The sequence below is a fragment of the Actinoplanes sp. ATCC 53533 genome, from assembly GCF_003947245.1.
The window spans coordinates 1-16,239 of sequence record NZ_QHHV01000085.1 but is presented as its reverse complement, the minus strand read 5'-3'; the positions used below and the strand labels follow the sequence as shown (position 1 = coordinate 16,239).

Below are 16,239 nucleotides of genomic sequence, written 5' to 3'. Positions count from 1 at the left end.
AGCGCGTGGGATCTCGAAGAAGGAGCCCTGGTCGACGATGCCCTTGACGTAACGGCGCATGTCGAAGGCCTGGCGCTCGCTGACCGGGACCAGCGCGGCGAGATCCACAGTGGCGCGATCCTGCGCCTCGGCCGCCGGCGGCTGCTGCGTCCAGTTCGACGGCAGGAACGACAGGTACGAGCGGACCACGTCGAGCGCGTCCTGCTCGGTCTTGCAGAGGAAATGACCGACGCCGGACTCGGCGCAGTGCACCCGCGCGCCGCCCATCGCCTCCAGCGTCGTCTTCTCGCCGGTGACCATCTCGACCATCCGGTCGGAGCCCAGATACATGCTCGCGTTGCCCTCGACCATGGCGACCACGTCGCAGAAGGCGGGTATGTAGGCTCCGCCCGCGGCGGACGGCCCGAACAGCGCGCAGACCTGCGGGATCGAGCCGGACGCGCGGACCTGGGTGTGGAAGATCTTGCCGGCCCCGCGCGGGCCGGGGAACAGGTCGACCTGGTCGGTGATCCGCGCGCCCGCGGAATCCACCAGATAGATCATGGGTACGGCGTTCGCATACGCCCGCTCGATGATCCGGATGATCTTTTCGACGGTACGCGCACCCCACGAGCCGGCCTTCACGGTCGAGTCGTTGGCCATCACGCACACCTCGCGCCCGTCGATCCGGGCGTTTCCGGTGATTACCCCGTCGGCCGGCAGTCCATCCGCCAGGCTGTTGGCGAAGAGCCCGTCCTCGACGAACGAGCCCTCGTCGACGAGCAGGGCGATCCGCTCGCGGGCGAAGAGCTTGCCCTTCGCGGCGTTGGCGGCGTGATAGCGCTCGGCGCCGCCGGCCACCGCCCGCTTGCGCGCCTGCTCCAGCGCATCTTCGTTGAATGCCACCTCGGATGCCACCCGGTCCCCCTCGTTCTTCCCTGAACGATCGTTAGGGTAACGCATTCCACTGGCTGAGACCAGAGACGGCGAACGGGAGCCCCCGCCGGTTGCGGGGACTCCCGTTCGTCTCGTACGACCGGCGCTGTGGAGGAGCGCCGGTTTACTGCCCGACGCCCGGGGGCGTCGCTCGGGTCACGCCCGGGACCGGCGTGACCCGGGCCTCATCTGACGAACTTGCCCTGGCTTTCCCTGCTAGCTCACTTGCCCAGCGTGTCCAGGACGTTGAGGCCACCGACGTTCAGGCCACCCGCGTTGCTCAGGTTCTGGGTGAGGCCGTCGACGCCGCCCGCCTCGGTGCTCGACTTGGCGTGCTTCTTGCGAGCCGGCTTGCCGTAGTTGTCGTCCTTGTCGCCGTTGTCGCCGGCCACGTCGTCATCGTCGTTGTTGTAGCCGTCGTCGTCCTGGTCGCCGTTGTCGCCGGCGTAGTCGTCGTCGTTGTCGCCGTTGTCGCCACCGTTGCCGTTGTGGCCGCCATTGCCGTTGTGGCCACCGTTGCCGTTGTGACCGCCGTTGCCGTGGCCCTTGTGGCCGTGGCCGCGGCCGCCGTCACCGTCGATGTCGTTGGCGCATGCCGCCGCCGAGTTCGCCAGGCCGAGGACCGCGAGCGAGTTGCCGCAGACGTTGATCGGGATGTTGATCGGCGCCGCGAGCTGCGTGCCGTTCAGGATGCCGACGTTGCGCGACGAGTTCTGCGAGAAGTCGTCGTCGTGACCCGACTCGTTGCGGGCGACGGCGGCCGAGTTGGCCTCGCCGGCGACACCGATCGAGTTGCCGGCCACGTTCAGCGGCGCCGAGACCGGGGCGTAGACCTGGGTGCCGTTGGCGATCCCGTAGTTGCCCGAGGTGTCCTGCGAGGTGGACTCGCGGCGGTGCCCGCCGGTGTTGTTGACGCAGGCGGCGTGCGACTGCGCCAGGCCCAGGATGCTGAGCGCGTTGCCGCACAGGTTGATCGGAACGTCGATCGGCGCGTAGACCTGGGTGCCGTTGAGGATCCCGTAGTTGTCCGACGAGTCCTGGTCGACGCGCTTGCCCTCGGTCTTGGCACTCTCGACGTGGTTGACGCCGACGCCGGAGGCGTTCGCCAGCCCGAGCACGGCAGCGGCGTTGCCGACCACGTTCACCGGCACGGAGATCGGCAGGTAGGCCTGGGTCCCGTTGGCGATGCCGAAGTTGTCGGACGAGTTCTGCGAGACCCTGCCGCCCTTGCCGCCGCGCTTGCGGTCCTTGCCGCTCTCGACGAAGTTGATGCCGGATCCGGCGGAGTTGGCCTCGCCGGCCACGCCGATCGAGTTGCCGACCACGTTCAGCGGCACGGCGATCGGGGCGAACACCTGGGTGCCGTTGAGGATGCCGACGTTGTCCGAGGTGTTCTGGGAGACGTCGGCCTGGGCGGCGCCCGGGGCGAACAGCAGGGCGCCGGCCGCCAGAACACCGACGCTGAGAGTCTTACGAACCCAAGTCTTCATGGAAAGAAGATGCCTTTCAGAATTGTCAGAAAATGGTGAGACGCGTATTCAATTGATCGGTGATCTCGGGCGCAGCGGTGCGCGAGCGTTATTCGGACTGCCCTGACCCCGCTTGTCGACGTGCGCCCATTACAGGTGACGCGGTAAATGCGGTGACGTAACGACCGTGGGCCGCAGAGGTGATTCGCCGCCTGTTCGCAGGCGGGTGGGGAATCATGCCCGTGGTGTAGGCGCACCCGACCCACTGGTGAGTGGGAACCAGGGGTACGCCGGCCGGTGCCGGTACTAGTCAGGTGAGACGGTCGGTGCCTCGGCGTCATGGCGCCGAACCTCGGCGTCGGTCGTGATCGGCAGCCGGTGGCAGGCCACCGTGCTGTCCGCGATCGAGGCCGGCAGGAAGGCCGCGGAGCCGCCCTCCGCCGCAGTTGACGGCCCGGAGACCGGAACGCCGCTCGCTGCCCCGAGGTGCACCCGCAGCGGCGCGGGTCCATCACCGCCGGGTGTATCGCTGACCGCCTCCGACCCTGCCGCCGTGACGGCGGCCGGATGCCGGTCGACAGCAATCGTGTGCTGCCGGTCGACGGTCTTTCCCACCAGGTTCCGCCGGTCGGGCTCACGCTCGACCGCCGGCACCCGCTCGTCACCGTCCACCGCACTGCCGACCTGGTCGGCAAGGGTTTCGCCGGCACCGGCCAGGTCCATGTCGGACCGGTCGGCGGTCGCGGAGGGTGCGTCGGTCTCCGAGGTCCCGGAGCCGGTCACCCGCGTCGCGGAGAGCCGCACCGGCGTCTCCGGAGCGGTCCCCGCCCGCGGCGGTTCGAACTCCCGCGGCTCGGTGACCGGGACGAGCTTCCGGGTGTCCACCGCAACGCCCGCAGGGCGAAGTGGGGCGGTCAACACCCGGACGACGCCGTCGACCCCGCCCAGGGCGGAATCCGCGTCGTTCCTGCCGTGTGTGGCCTTGCCCAGCGCTCCCACGATCTTGTTCGGTAGCGCCACCGCGGACCCGTGACCTCGGTGGTGCTGGGGTGCCAGCGGCCTGACGGCCGCCTTGAGGACCCGGCCCACCACCGGGGCTCTGTGGTCGTCGCCGTACACCACAGAGCCGATCAGCGACGAGCCGAGGGAGACTCCCTCACCCGCCGGGTCACGGTCCGCGGCGTGCGCGGCGGCGCCGGTGAGCAGCCAGGCCGCTCCGGCCAGACCGCCGATGACCAGTGCACGCAGGCCCCACCGGGATCCGGTGCGCCCCGCGCGGTGCTCCTTGCGGTGCTCCTTGCGCTGCTCCGCCCCCTGGCTGTGGGGCGGCATGAGCGGGGAGGCACCGATGGGCCGGACCGACGCGGAGCGGCGCATCGTGTGCGCATCGCGCTCGACCACCTGTCCCGTCATCGTCCTGCCCCCTCGTCGTCGGCTCGTGACCGGCGACCGACTGCCCAAGGGAACAAGGCGATATCGGCCACTCGGTATTGGTAACGAAGCGACACAGCCTGGGTCACGCGGGCATTCCGGAAAATTGATCGCGTCGCACCGCGCCGAAAGGACGGAAAGAGAAAGCGGTTCAAACCAATCTGGTACGGGGCCCGGCCCGAAGAACACCCGACGGGAGCGTGCGCCCGAGTAGCCCTTCGGCGAGCTGTGCCACCGTGATGAGCTTTTCCAGGTCGATTCCGGTACTGATGCCCATGTCCTCGAGCATGTGGACGACTTCCTCGGTCGCGATGTTGCCCGAGGCGCCCGGCGCGTACGGGCAGCCACCGATGCCGCCCACGCTCGCGTCGAACTCGGTGACGCCCAGCTCCAGGGCGGTCAGCACGTTCGCCAGCCCCGTACCCCTGGTGTTGTGGAAGTGCAGCAGCTCCGGGCGCGCCTCGGAGAGCAGGTCGCGGACCCGGCGCGGGGTCGCCATGCCGGTGGTGTCGCCGAACGCGATGCGGTCCGCGCCGTCGGCGCGGACCCGCTCCACGATGGACGCCACCCGCTTGGGGTCGATGTCGCCTTCGAACGGGCAACCGAAGCTGGTCGCGACGATGACCTCGACCTTCGCGCCGGCGGCGTGGATCAGCGGGATCAGGCCGGTGATGTCGTCGAGCGACTCCTCGGTCGACCGGTTGAGGTTGCGCCGGTTGTGGGTGTCGCTGGCCGACACCACCACTTCGATCTCCCGGAAGCCGGCGGCGAGCGCACGCTGCGCACCGCGGGTGTTCGGGATCAGCGCCGAGTAGCGGACCTCGGGGTTGTGCCAGGCCCGGGCCCACACCTCGTCGGCGTCGGCCATCTGCGGGATCGCCTTCGGATGCACGAAGGACACCGCCTCGATCCGGCGCACCCCGGTGCCGGACAGGGCGTCGATCAACCGGACCTTGTGGTCGGTCGGGATCGGCTCCTCGTTCTGCAGGCCGTCGCGTGGCGCTACTTCGCGGATCGAGACCGTGTCCATCTCGGCTACCCCTTCTTGACCTTGGCCGGGCGCATCCTGCCGACGATGCCGGTGTCGTAGTCGCCGGAGAGGAACTCGTCGTTCTCCAGCAACTCGGCGAAGAACGGCAGGTTGTTCTTGGGGCCGGCGATCTCGAAGCCGGCCACCGCGGCCCGCGCCTTGGCGAGCGCCTCCGCGCGGTCGGCGCCGAGGACGATCAGCTTCGCCATCAGCGAGTCGTAGAACGGCGTGACCGTCATGTCCGGGCCGTAGCCGGAGTCGACGCGCACCCCGTCGCCGGACGGCTCCACCCAGGTCGTGACCTTGCCCGGACCCGGCATGAACCGCTTCGGGTCCTCGGCGTTGATCCGCAGCTCGATCGCGTGGCCCGTGGTGGCCTGGATCGTCGCCGGGTCGAAGGTCGGCGCCTCGCCGGACGCGATCCGCAGCTGCTCCTCGACCAGGTCGATGCCGTGGATCAGCTCAGTGATCGGATGCTCGACCTGCAGCCGGGTGTTCATCTCCAGGAAGAAGAAGTCACCGGTGGCCGGGTCGAGCAGGCACTCGACCGTGCCCGCGTTGCGGTAGCCGACCGCCTCGCCCGCCTGCACCGCGGCCGCCAGGAAGCGTTTCCGCAGCTCCGGCGACACCGCCGGGGAGGGCGCCTCCTCGACCAGCTTCTGGTTGCGGCGCTGCACCGAGCACTCGCGCTCGCTCAGGGCCACCACCCGGCCGTCGGCCAGGCCGAGGATCTGCACCTCGACGTGGCGCACCCGGGGGAAGTAGCGCTCGATCAGCACGGAGCCGTCACCGAACATCCGCTCGGCGAACGCACGGACCTTGTCGTATTCCAGGCGCAGGCCGTCGGGCTCCTCGGCGACCGCCATGCCCATGCCGCCGCCGCCCGCGGCGGCCTTGACCATCACCGGATAGCCGATGCTCGCCGCGGCCTCGATCGCGGCCTGCACGGTCGCGGCCGGGTCATGCGTGCCGGGCGCGACGGGGACGCCGGCCGCGGCCATCAGGTTGCGAGCATTGATCTTGTCGCCCATCGCGGTGATCGCGTCGGCCGGCGGGCCGACCCACACCAGGCCGTTGGCCTCGACCGTACGGGCGAACTCGGCGTTCTCGCTCAGGAAGCCGTAACCGGGGTGAACGGCCTGCGCACCCGTCGACTTGGCGGCCTCCAGGATCGCCTCGGTGTTGCGATAGCTCTGTGCCGGGTTGGCCGGTCCCACGCAGACCGCCTCGTCCGCCTCGGTGACGAACGGCAGGTCCGCGTCCGCCTCGGAGTAGACCGCGATCGACCGGATGCCCAGCCGCTTGGCGGTGCGGATGATCCGGCGGGCGATCTCGCCCCGGTTGGCGATGAGCAGCGACTCGATCATTGCGCCCTTTCTCTCGTGCTTCCCGGCCGGCCGGCTCAACGGCTTCTCTCGTGCTTCCCGGCTGGGCGGCTCAGCGGCTTCTCTCGTGCTTCCGGTCGGCGGCTCGGGCTCAGCGGCCGATGAGTGCGTGTGCGGTGGCCTCGCGCAGCAGCACGGCCCGGCGACGGCGGTCGACCTCGCCACCGAGGAACGGTGTCGAGTTCATCAGGCCGAAGGCGGAGTGGGCCAGCACCCGGGCCTCGCCCGGCTCCAGCTCGGGGCGCAGCGTGGCCAGCACGATCACCCACTCCTCGACGTAGAGGCGCTGCAGCCGGCGGATCTGCCGGCGCGGCTCGTCGGGCAGCCGGTCGAGCTCGTGCAGGTGCAGGGCGATGACGGCGGGGTTCGCCAGCGCGAACTCCACGTGGAACTCGATCAGGTCGGTGAGCGCGGCCAGCGCGTCCGCCGGATGCCGGGCGACGCGCTCCTTGCCGCCGTGTAACAGGCCCTCGCTGACCGGGATGAGGGCGGCCACCAGCATGGCTTCCTTGCCGGCGAAGTGGTGGTAAAGGGCCGGACCGGTCACGCCGGCGGCCGAACCGATGTCGTCCATCGAGACACCGTGATATCCCCGCGCGGCGAAGAGGCCGACCGCGATCTCGAGGATCTCGTCCCGGCGCGAGCGCCGGCGGGGGGCCGGCGGGCCGGTACGCTGCTGCTGATCTACCGTCACCCGGCAACTCTAACCCGCTGTCAAGCCGCTGCCTTAACGGCCGTTCAGCTAATTACTCCTCCTCGACACCTTCGGTACGGCGCAGCCGCGCGGCCTGCTCGATGCTGCCACCGGCCTCCAGCGCCTCGGCCAGCACGCGGGCCGTGATCTGCCGCTGCGGAGCGTCCTGAGCCATCTCGCCGAGCACCGGCCAGAGCAGATCCTCGGCCTGCTGCGGCTGCCCCGAGCGCAGCAGCGCCTCGCCGAGCAGCGTCGCGACCTGGTCTGCCTCCTCACCGGAGCCGATCTCGCGCAGCCGCTCGGGCGCACCGGTGACGTACGGCACAGCCTCGGCGGGGCGACCCCGGCCCAGCAGCAACCGGCCCATCTCGAAGCCGAGCATCGCCTGCTCCCACACCGCGCCCGGATCCCCGGCCACGTCGGCGGGCAGGCCGATCTGCTTGCGCACGGCCAGCCGGAAGGTCTCCTCGGCACCCGCCACGTCGTCGGCCCAGTGCAGCGCCATCAGCCGGCGGCGCAGCAACCGCAGCTCGCCCAGCTGGTCGCCGGACTCCCGCAGATCCTCGGCGCCGGCGGCGAACCACTCCGCCGCCTCGGCGTCGCGGTCCAGCCGGAACAGCAGGTCGCCGGCGTTCTCGCGGATCTGACCCCGGCCGGCCGGGTTGTCCGCCAGCCGCTCGACCAGGTCCTCGTAGAGGGCCAGCGAGCCGGTGTTGTCGCCGAGCTGGCGGTAGAGCCCGGCGAGCAGGAACCGGGTGTTGTCGGCGGCCTCGTCATGGCCGAGGCGTTCGAGCCCGGCCAGGGCCTCCTCGGCGACCTCGGCCGCCTCCACGATCCGCCCGGCCTGCCGGTATGCGTCCGCGAGCTCCTGCCGGATGAAGGCGCCACCCTCGTCCAGATCCTGCTCGGCGCAGAGCGCCACGGCCTCGACGAGGTCGTCGATGGCCTCCGCGGCCCGGTCGAGGTGGACCAGGGCCCGGCCCCGGCCGAGCCGGGCGGTGAGCGCGGCGGCCGGCTCGCCCGCCGCGAGGACCTCGCCGAACGCCTCGGCCGCCGCCGCCGGATCGGAGGTGAGCTGGCCGAACAGGGCGGAGGCATCGGCCAGCCGCAGGGCCGGCCCGTGCTCCTGGAAGTAGGCGCGGGCCTCGGCCGCCGCGGCCAGCGCCTCCTCGTGCCGGCCCGCCGCGGCCCGGTTCGAGGCGCGCCGGGCCAGGTAGAAGGCCCGCAGCCGGGGATCGTCGGTCTCGGCGGCCGCCTGCTCCGACCGGTCGTGCGCCTCGTTGGCCTCCTCGGGACGGTCCTGCACGAGGTTGATGAGCGCCAGGCGCGACCAGGCGGCGGCCCGCCGCCGGGCGTCACCGTGCTCCTGCTGGTAGGTGGCGTCCGGCTCGATCAGCGCGCGGCCCTCGTCGGGCTTCCCGGCCAGCGCCACCGAGACGCCGAGCCGCCCCCGGGCCACCGAGGCGTCGCCCGGGGAGCCCGCGGCGGTGAACAGGTCGATCGCCCGGCGCCACACCACCGCGGTGCCGTCCTGGTCGTCGGCCCGCCACAGCTGGCTGCCGAGCAGCATCGCCCGGCGGGCCGCGCGCTGCATCATCACGGGGTCGCCGTCGGCGGACGCCAGCACCTCCTCGCCCTTGCCGAACCGGGCGTCGTACACGACCAGCACCGCGTCGGCGTCGTCGTCCCGGTCCTGGAACTCGTGCTCCTCGGCCAGGTCGAGCAGGGCGTCCGCGTCCGCGTCGGCCGGAATCTCGGCCGGTTCGGCGGGCTTCGGCGCCGGCTGGGGCTGCGCGACCGGACGCCGCCGGCTCGAGGCCGACAGCGGCAGGACCACGTCGTACGGCTCCGCGGCGAGCTCGGACGCGATCTGCCGGCTCTGCGCCGTCGTGCCATTGCGCGCGTCGAAGCGCAGGGACAGCGCGGTGGCGAACGCCGCCAGCTGCTCCGCCAGGTCTTCGGCTGTGACGTCGTCCTTGTCGCGGCGGCGCACGATCGTCGTGCCGTGGCCCAGGGTGACCAGCCTGCGCAGCAGCAGGGCGGAGGAGGCGGCGAAGTTCATCCCCGCGGCCGGCGACGGCGCCCGTTCCAGCCAGTCGATGTGCCGCTGCAGGATCTCCAGCCCACGGTGCTCGTTGCCGGTGCGCGCGCAGAACGCGATGTGGTCGCCGATCTCCCAGAGGTCGGCGAGGTTGCCCCGCATCAACCTGTAGGACCGGCGGTGCGCGTCCGCCGCCTCTTCGAGCCGGCCGGTGCGCAGGTACGGCACCATCAGGCCGCTCAGGATCGTCTGCGGCTGCTCGGTGCAGCTCAGCCGGCCGGCCAGCACCGGCTCGGCCAGCGCCACCGCCTCGTCGTCGCGGCCGCGGCTGGACAGGTAGGTGACCTGCGCCGACGGGTCACAGCCCGCGCAGTCGGAGAGGGAGTCGCGGGGCGTCGTGTTCCACCGCTCGTAGAGCCGGTCGGCCTCGTCGTCCAGGCCGACGTGCCGGGCCACCACGTACCGGTGCTTGTGCACGGCCTGCAGGCTGTGGCCCGCCTGGAGGTAGCGGCGCTCCATGTCGTCCAGGACCGCGTGGGTGCGGGCGAGCGGCACCTCGGGAAACTTGGTCAGGGCCGACACCATGTATTTGAAGTGCCAGAGCAGGTCCTGCTCGGTGCGGGCGTGGAACGGCGCCGGGTCGCGGTCGAAGTCGCTCAGGCACCAGGAGAACGTCACGAAGGACTTCGCGACCTCGCCACCGTACGTGTATGCCGTCGTGGCCAGGATGCGCGCCTGATAGCCCAGCTCACGGTCGCCGAGCGCGTCGGCGTGCCGGATGACCTGCTCGATGACGGCGATCTGCGCGGCGCCGTAGGGCATCCGGTGCGCTTCCTGGAGCAGCCCCCACAGCTCCTCGACGGACCGGCTCACTGCTGCTCCCCCGGAACGGCTCGGCCCAGCAGGCCGAGGAACGACGTGTTGAGCAGGGCCGCGTCCGCGGGCCGGATCGGGTGATAGCCGAGCAGGAGCGCCTGGCCGTACAGGGCCTCGACGGCCAGCGCCGTCAGGTCGGGGTCGCCGATCGCGGTGACCCGGCGGACCAGCGGATTGCGGTGGTTGAGGACCAGCTGCGGGCGGTCCGGCGGGTCGCTGTCGGCCAGCGCGTCGAGCACGCCGCCCCACAGCTCGTCGGCCTTTTCCCGGGTGGCGGTGAACTCCTCGTGGAAGTGCGCCGCCCGGCTGACCAGATACAGCGCGGGAAGATTGGCCGGCTCGAAGGTGCGCACGACGACTTCGCAGCCGAGCCGGTCGAGCCGGCGCTGCGCCGCCGACAGGAACGGGCGCAGCCGCAACTCGGTGGCCGCGTCCAGGGTGTCGAAGCGGGTGGCCAGGTCGGTCGGCTCCAGCCGCTCGACCTTGATGTCGCGGTCGAGCTGCGGCAGCCGCTCGATGATCTCGGCGTCGTAGGTGTAGCCGCCGTTGATCAGCCCGACGTCCTGGGCCGCGGCGACGGCCGCCAGCTGCCGGAACTCGTCGGTCGTGGCGGCATATCGGACCAGGCCGTGCCGGGTGCGGAACTCGGCGAGGGTCATCTGACCGGTGTTGGTCTCCATCGGCCACCACTGCTCGACCAGGCGCAGCATCTCGTCGTCGTGCAGCGCCAGCGCCTTGACCCCGAGGTGGTGGATGCGCAGGAACTCGGCCAGTCGGCGCGGGTCGGTCGACGCCAGCCGGACCAGCCAACCGCGCAGCTGGTCGGCGATGGCCTCGCGGGTGGCGACCAGCAGGCTGTCGTCGTAGAGCGCCTCGCGGCTCGCGGTCGGCCGCAGCTCGGTGCTGTCGACCACGCAGCGGGCGAAGAAGGCCCACTCGGGCAGCAGTCCCTCGACGGCCTCGGCCAGCAGCATGCGCTTGAGATAGACCCGGTGACCGCCGCGGGTGGCGGGATTGACCGGGGTGGGCAGCACGAACGCGGCCCCGGTCAGTCCGGCCTCGGGCACGTCCAGCTCGATCACGTCGAACGGGGTGAAGCCGAGAGTGCGCTCCGCGTAGGTGATCGCGGCCCGGCGCCCGGCGGCCCACGGCACCTCGCCGACGGTGACGGTGGCGCCGTCCACCACGACCTCGACCGGGAGCAGCGAACCGTAGAGGGTGGCGAGCTGGACGACCGCCGGGCCGGCCAGGAACATCTCCGAGCCGCGGCGCGGGATCAGGGTCACCGACGTGCCGGGCTCGCGCTCCGGCCCGGGCCCCACCTCGTAGCGGCCGTCGGCGTAGCCCGTCCACAGCACCGGCGCGGCGTCGGCCCGGCGGGTGTGCACGCGGATCTCGTCGGCGACGAGGAAGCAGGAGAGCAGGCCGATGCCGAACTGGCCGAGGAACTCGTGCCGGGCGAAGCCCAGCTCGTCGCGCTTGGAGCTGCGGCCGATGGTGGCGAGCAGCTCGTGCACCTCCGCCTCGGTGAGCCCGATGCCGTCGTCGGCAATGCGCAGGCTGCCGTCGCCGGTGGCGGTGGCGGACTCGATGCTGATCAGTCCGGTGCTGCCGGGTGTGTCGTGCCGCACCGCGGTGATGGCGTCGACGGCATTCTGCAGCAGCTCCCGCACGTAGACCCGCGGGCTGGCATAGAGGTGATGGCTGAGCAGGTCGACGATGCCGCGCAGGTCGACCTGGAAGGTGTTGCTCACGTCTGTTGGTCGCCCTCCCCCTCGGCGCTGAGGCGCTCAGGGTACCGGCAGGATCTGCCGTTCGGGGTCCGCCTTTTCCGTGACCCACCACCGGCGTGAGCAGGCGGCCGCGAGCACCGCGCCGGCCGTGTTGATGAGCACGTCATCCACGCTGGAGACCCGGCCGATCGCGAGCACCCACTGCAGGGTCTCGACCAGCACCGCACTCGCCGCCGCGAGCACGAGAACGCGCGGCAACGAGGCGGCCCAGCGGTAGCGGATCGGCAGGAACAAGCCGACCCCGGCCAGCACCATCAGGTTGCCGACGACCTGCGCGATCGCCGTATCGGGGCTGCCGGAGACCCAGGACGGCAGATCGTGCAGCGGCACGAGGTCGACCGACCGCGGCGTGGCCTGCGGCGTGAAGAGCATGCCGATGAACGGCAACGTCCAGCAGACCAGACCGACCTCGGCGAGGGCCAGGCGCCGGGACCGGCTCCGGCGCCGCCAGCGGTATGCGACGACGCCGGCGATGGGCAGGACCAGCAGCGTGACGATGATCGTGGTGCTGTGGTCCCGCCAGGCTGCTCCCATGCCCGCCGAATCTAGGCCCGCGGGACAACCGCCCTGCTCAGGACAGTCCGCCGGGCTCGGAACCCTTGACGATGGGTGCGCGCACCAGGTTGCCCCACTCGGTCCAGGAGCCGTCGTAGTTGCGGACCTGCGGATATCCGAGCAGGTGGTGCAACACGAACCAGGTGTGGCTCGACCGCTCGCCGATCCGGCAGTATGCGATCACGTCGTCGCCGGTCGCCAGCCCCAGCTCGTCGCGGTAGATCTTGGTGAGCTCGTCGGCCGGCTTGAAGGTGCCGTCCTCGTTCGCCGCCGACTTCCACGGCTTGCTGAGCGCGCCGGGGATGTGCCCGCCGCGCAGCGCGCCCTCCTGCGGATAGGCCGCCATGTGGGTCAGCTCGCCGGTGTATTCCTGCGGGGAGCGCACGTCGACCAGCGGCCGGCCGCTCGAGATGTGCGCCATGACCTGATCGCGGAAGGCGCGCAGCGGGCCGTCCTCGCGGATCGGCACCGGGTAGGCGGCGGCCGGGCGTTCGGTGCGGTCACGGGTCAGCCCGCGGCCCTCCGCCACCCACTTCTGCCGGCCGCCGTCGAGCAGGCGCACGTCGCGATGCCCGAAAAGACTGAACACCCAGAGTGCGTACGCCGCCCACCAGTTGAAGTTGTCGCCGTAGAAGACGATCGTGTCGTCGCGGCCGATGCCCTTGGCCTCGCACATGGCTGCGAACGCCGCCGGGTCGAGATAATCCCGGGTGAGCTGGTCGTTCAGCTCGAGGTGCCAGTCGACCTTCACGGCACCGGGGATGTGACCGCTCTCGTAGAGCAGCACGTCCTCGTCCGACTCCACGACCACGAGGCCGGGAGTGTCGAGGCGCGCGGCGAGCCACTCGGTGGTGACCAGCTTGTCGGGGTGGGCATACGCCTGCAGTGCCGGCGCCGGATCGGTCTCAACTGACATGACACTCACGCTATCGCTTCGATGGGGCCCAGCTCGGGACGCTTAGCCGTGACGAGGTCGCCGGAGGAGTCGCCGGCGAGGCGGCGCTTGATCCAGGGTGCGAGATGCTGCCCGGCCCAGCGCAGATCGGCGCCGCGGGCCAGCAGCCAGGGGGTCGGCGCCGGCATCGGGGGCACGAGCAACCATTCCTCCGTCACCCCGACGCCGAGCGCCCTGAGCACGTGCGCGGCGACCCGGCGATGCCCGGCCGCGGAGAGGTGCAGGCGGTCGGTGCTCCACAGCAGCCTGTTGTGGAAGGCGTCGTCGGCGAACAGGTCGATGAGGATGGCGCCGTGCCGGTCGGCCAGCTCCCGGATGCCGTCGTTGAGCGCGGTCGCCCGCGGCCCGACGATGCGCTGACCGGGCAGGACAGTGGTCACGTCCGCGAAACGGAACAGGATCACGTCGGCCCCGGCGGCCCGCATCCGCGCGATCACCGGATCGATCTTGTGCACCAGCCCCCACGGGTCGACCTTGCGCCGCAGCAGGTCGTTGCCGCCGGCGGCGAAGCTCACCAGGCTCGGCCGCATGGCCAGCGCCGGGCCGACCTGCTCGGCGAGGACCTGGCTGAGCACCTTGCCGCGGACCGCCAGATTCGCATACCCGAGCTTGGGGCCCGCGTCGACGGCGAGCCGCGCCGCCACCAGGTCGGCCCACCCGCGGTAGGTCCCGTCCGGATATGAGTCGTCCATGCCCTCGGTGAAACTGTCCCCCAACGCCACGAAGCTGTCCCAGCTCATGGCTCACCTCCCCCGGGTTGCCGCTCAAAGGTCAGTTTTGCACCGGTGGAGCATGGACGGCAGAGTGATGATGGCGACACCGGATAACTGGATGGTTCCTGTCGGTGGTGGCTTCTAGGCTGGCTCGCATGCTGTTGCGGATGTCCACGATGCTCCTCAAGACCCTGCGCGAGGAGCCGGCCGAGGCGGAGGTGCCGAGCCACCGGCTGCTGCTGCGCGCCGGTTACGTCCGGCGCGCGGCGCCGGGCGGCCACACCTGGCTGCCGCTCGGCAAGCTCGTCCTGGACAGGATCACCGCGATCGCCCGCGAGGAGATGATCGCCATCGGCGGCCAGGAGGTGTCCTTCCCGGCCCTGCTCCCCCGCGAGCCCTACGACGTCACCGGCCGCTGGGCCGACTATGGCGACGACCTCTTCACCCTCAAGGACCGCCGCGGCGCCGACTTCCTGCTCGCGCCCACCCACGAGGAGATGTTCGCCCTCCTGGTGCAGGAGATGACCAGCTCCTACCGGGACTTCCCGCTGATCCTGTTCCAGGTGCAGAGCAAGTTCCGCGACGAGGCCCGGCCCCGCGCCGGCGTGCTGCGCGGGCGCGAGTTCCTGATGAAGGACGCGTATTCGTTCGACCTGTCCGACGCCGGCCTGGCCGCGGCGTACGCCCAGCACCGCACGGCATACCAGCGCATCTTCGAACGCATCGGGCTGACGCACACCATCGTGTCCGCGATGTCGGGTGCGATGGGCGGCTCGGCCTCGGAGGAGTTCCTGGCCACCGCCGACGTGGGCGAGGACACCTTCGTGGGCTGCACCACCTGCGACTACGCGGCGAACACGGAGGCCGTGGTCACCCCGGTCCCGGTGATCAAAGAACGCGAGCACCACCCGCTGACGGTCCACGACACTCCCGGCACCCCCACGATCACCTCACTGGTCGAGCTGGCCAACAGCCAAGCCCTCGACGGGCGCACGGACTGGACGGCGGCCGACACCCTCAAGAACGTGGTCGTCACCGTGCACCACCCCGGCCGGGAGGACAGCCTGCTGGTCATCGGCGTGCCCGGCGACCGCGAGGTCGACCTCAAGCGGCTGGACGCCGCCCTGAGCCCGGCGACCGCCACCATGTTCGACGACTTCGCCGCCCGGCCCGACCTGGTCAAGGGCTACCTCGGGCCGCAGGGTCTCGCGCTCCGCTACCTGGCCGACCCGCGGGTGGCGCCCGGCACGGCCTGGCTCACCGGCGCGAACGAGCCCGGCCGGCACGCGACGTCGGTGGTCGCGGGCCGGGACTTCACGCCGGACGGCACGATCGAGGCCGCCGAGGTTCGGGCCGGCGACGCCTGCCCGGCCTGCGACGCGGGCGAGCTCACCATCCGGCGCGGCATCGAGATCGGCCACATCTTCCAGCTCGGCCGCCGCTACACCGACGTCTTCGGCATCGACGTGCTCGGCGCGGACGGCAAGCCCGTGCGCCCGACCATGGGCAGCTACGGCATCGGGCTCTCCCGCGCGGTGGGCGCGATCGCCGAGCAGCACCACGACGAGCGCGGCCTGCTCTGGCCGGACGAGGTCGCCCCGGCCGACGTGCACGTGATCGCCGCCGGCAAGCAGGGTCAGCTCGACGCCGCCGGCGCCCTGGCGGCGGAGCTGGTGGCCGGGGGCCTGCGGGTGCTGGTGGACGACCGGTCACAGCTGTCGGCGGGCGTGAAGTTCACCGACGCCGAGCTGATCGGCATCCGGCGGATCGTGGTGGTCGGCCGCCGGCTGTCCGAGGGCTATGCCGAGATCCGCGACCGCCACACGGACGAGCGACGCGATGTGCCCCTCACCGACGTGGTGCGGGTATTGACCGGATAACCAGGGTAGTGACCGGACACGGGCGACACGAGGACGGAAGGTGACAACCCATGACGAAGATGTCGGTGGCTTCGGTGGCTGACGTCATGACCAGGCGGGTGGTCTACCTGCCGGGCGACACGATGCTGGACGAGGCCGCGCAGGCGATGCGCGACCAGTCCATCGGCGACGTGGTGGTCACCAACGGCCCGACCATGTCCGGGCTGGTCACCGACCGCGACATCGTGGTCCGCGCGATCGCCGAGGGGCTCCCGCCGCGATCGACGACGCTGTCGTCGATCGCCACCCAAGAGCTGATCATGATCGAGCAGTCGGCCGGCGTGGAGGAAGCCATCCGGGCGATGCGCGAACGCGACGTCCGCCGGCTGCTCGTCTGCGACGCCGACCGCAAGGTGGTCGGCATCGTCAGCCTGAGTGACATGGCCCTCCTGCCGAGCTCGACGACGGCCTGACCCCTGGACGTAAGGTCGGACCGTGAGCGACATGCCTGCGAAACTGGCCG

Annotated in this window: 13 protein-coding genes; 2 read left to right on the top strand and 11 right to left on the bottom strand. The window is 71.3% G+C overall.

Going from position 1 to position 16,239, the window contains the following annotated elements:
* The 11 genes from DMB66_RS26970 to DMB66_RS26920 form a co-directional block, all read right to left on the bottom strand.
* Positions 1 to 885: acyl-CoA carboxylase subunit beta (locus DMB66_RS26970; RefSeq protein ID WP_305026154.1), on the bottom strand; the 885-nt coding region annotated here is incomplete at its 3' end.
* A 251-nt stretch (positions 886 to 1,136) separates the two neighbouring features.
* Positions 1,137 to 2,405, bottom strand: a complete 1,269-nt coding sequence (locus DMB66_RS26965; protein ID WP_125806909.1) for a chaplin family protein — start codon at positions 2,403 to 2,405, stop codon at positions 1,137 to 1,139.
* 285 nt (positions 2,406 to 2,690) lie between these two features.
* Positions 2,691 to 3,797 carry a hypothetical protein gene (locus tag DMB66_RS26960; RefSeq protein WP_125806908.1) on the bottom strand — a complete coding sequence of 369 codons (1,107 nt, stop codon included), beginning with the start codon at positions 3,795 to 3,797 and terminating at the stop codon, positions 2,691 to 2,693.
* 169 nt (positions 3,798 to 3,966) lie between these two features.
* Positions 3,967 to 4,845 (bottom strand): hydroxymethylglutaryl-CoA lyase, encoded by an 879-nt coding sequence (locus tag DMB66_RS26955; protein WP_125806907.1) that lies wholly within the window; start codon positions 4,843 to 4,845, stop codon positions 3,967 to 3,969.
* Positions 4,846 to 4,850: 5 nt separating this feature from the next.
* A complete protein-coding gene (locus DMB66_RS26950) occupies positions 4,851 to 6,212 on the bottom strand; it encodes an acetyl/propionyl/methylcrotonyl-CoA carboxylase subunit alpha (RefSeq protein WP_125806906.1) in 1,362 nt (453 codons plus the stop codon).
* Between the two features lie 109 nt (positions 6,213 to 6,321).
* Positions 6,322 to 6,924, bottom strand: coding sequence for a TetR/AcrR family transcriptional regulator (locus DMB66_RS26945; protein WP_125806905.1), 603 nt, complete (start codon positions 6,922 to 6,924; stop codon positions 6,322 to 6,324).
* Between the two features lie 52 nt (positions 6,925 to 6,976).
* A complete protein-coding gene (locus DMB66_RS26940; RefSeq protein ID WP_233624860.1) occupies positions 6,977 to 9,838 on the bottom strand; it encodes a tetratricopeptide repeat protein in 2,862 nt (953 codons plus the stop codon).
* Entirely contained in the window at positions 9,835 to 11,595 is a 1,761-nt protein-coding gene (locus DMB66_RS26935; RefSeq protein WP_125806904.1) for an HSP90 family protein, read from the bottom strand. The genes DMB66_RS26940 and DMB66_RS26935 overlap by 4 nt, the downstream gene beginning before the upstream one ends.
* Before the next feature lie 36 nt (positions 11,596 to 11,631).
* Positions 11,632 to 12,168 (bottom strand): VanZ family protein, encoded by a 537-nt coding sequence (locus DMB66_RS26930; RefSeq protein ID WP_125806903.1) that lies wholly within the window; start codon positions 12,166 to 12,168, stop codon positions 11,632 to 11,634.
* Between the two features lie 37 nt (positions 12,169 to 12,205).
* The gene (locus DMB66_RS26925; protein ID WP_125806902.1) at positions 12,206 to 13,105 is read right to left on the bottom strand and encodes a sulfurtransferase; all 900 of its coding nucleotides are present in this window, start codon (positions 13,103 to 13,105) and stop codon (positions 12,206 to 12,208) included.
* A gap of 5 nt (positions 13,106 to 13,110) precedes the next feature.
* Positions 13,111 to 13,884, bottom strand: a complete 774-nt coding sequence (locus tag DMB66_RS26920) for an SGNH/GDSL hydrolase family protein (RefSeq protein WP_125806901.1) — start codon at positions 13,882 to 13,884, stop codon at positions 13,111 to 13,113.
* Between the two features lie 128 nt (positions 13,885 to 14,012).
* On the opposite strand from DMB66_RS26920, the gene DMB66_RS26915 reads away from it, so the two are divergent.
* Together DMB66_RS26915 and DMB66_RS26910 are read left to right on the top strand one after the other, a co-directional pair.
* Positions 14,013 to 15,737 carry a proline--tRNA ligase gene (locus DMB66_RS26915; protein WP_125806900.1) on the top strand — a complete coding sequence of 575 codons (1,725 nt, stop codon included), beginning with the start codon at positions 14,013 to 14,015 and terminating at the stop codon, positions 15,735 to 15,737.
* A 59-nt stretch (positions 15,738 to 15,796) separates the two neighbouring features.
* Positions 15,797 to 16,189: a CBS domain-containing protein gene (locus DMB66_RS26910; protein WP_125806910.1), complete on the top strand. Its 393-nt coding sequence runs from the start codon at positions 15,797 to 15,799 to the stop codon at positions 16,187 to 16,189.
* The last annotated feature ends 50 nt before the right edge of the window (positions 16,190 to 16,239 follow it).

Bases quoted from the DNA above. Each gene is read 5' to 3' on its own strand.
- DMB66_RS26965 (WP_125806909.1), bottom strand. From the start codon at position 2,405: ATGAAGACTTGGGTTCGTAAGACTCTCAGCGTCGGTGTTCTGGCGGCC.
- DMB66_RS26960 (WP_125806908.1), bottom strand. From the start codon at position 3,797: ATGACGGGACAGGTGGTCGAGCGCGATGCGCACACGATGCGCCGCTCC.
- DMB66_RS26955 (WP_125806907.1), bottom strand. From the start codon at position 4,845: ATGGACACGGTCTCGATCCGCGAAGTAGCGCCACGCGACGGCCTGCAG.
- DMB66_RS26950 (WP_125806906.1), bottom strand. From the start codon at position 6,212: ATGATCGAGTCGCTGCTCATCGCCAACCGGGGCGAGATCGCCCGCCGG.
- DMB66_RS26930 (WP_125806903.1), bottom strand. From the start codon at position 12,168: ATGGGAGCAGCCTGGCGGGACCACAGCACCACGATCATCGTCACGCTG.
- DMB66_RS26925 (WP_125806902.1), bottom strand. From the start codon at position 13,105: ATGTCAGTTGAGACCGATCCGGCGCCGGCACTGCAGGCGTATGCCCAC.
- DMB66_RS26920 (WP_125806901.1), bottom strand. From the start codon at position 13,884: ATGAGCTGGGACAGCTTCGTGGCGTTGGGGGACAGTTTCACCGAGGGC.
- DMB66_RS26915 (WP_125806900.1), top strand. From the start codon at position 14,013: ATGCTGTTGCGGATGTCCACGATGCTCCTCAAGACCCTGCGCGAGGAG.
- DMB66_RS26910 (WP_125806910.1), top strand. From the start codon at position 15,797: ATGTCGGTGGCTTCGGTGGCTGACGTCATGACCAGGCGGGTGGTCTAC.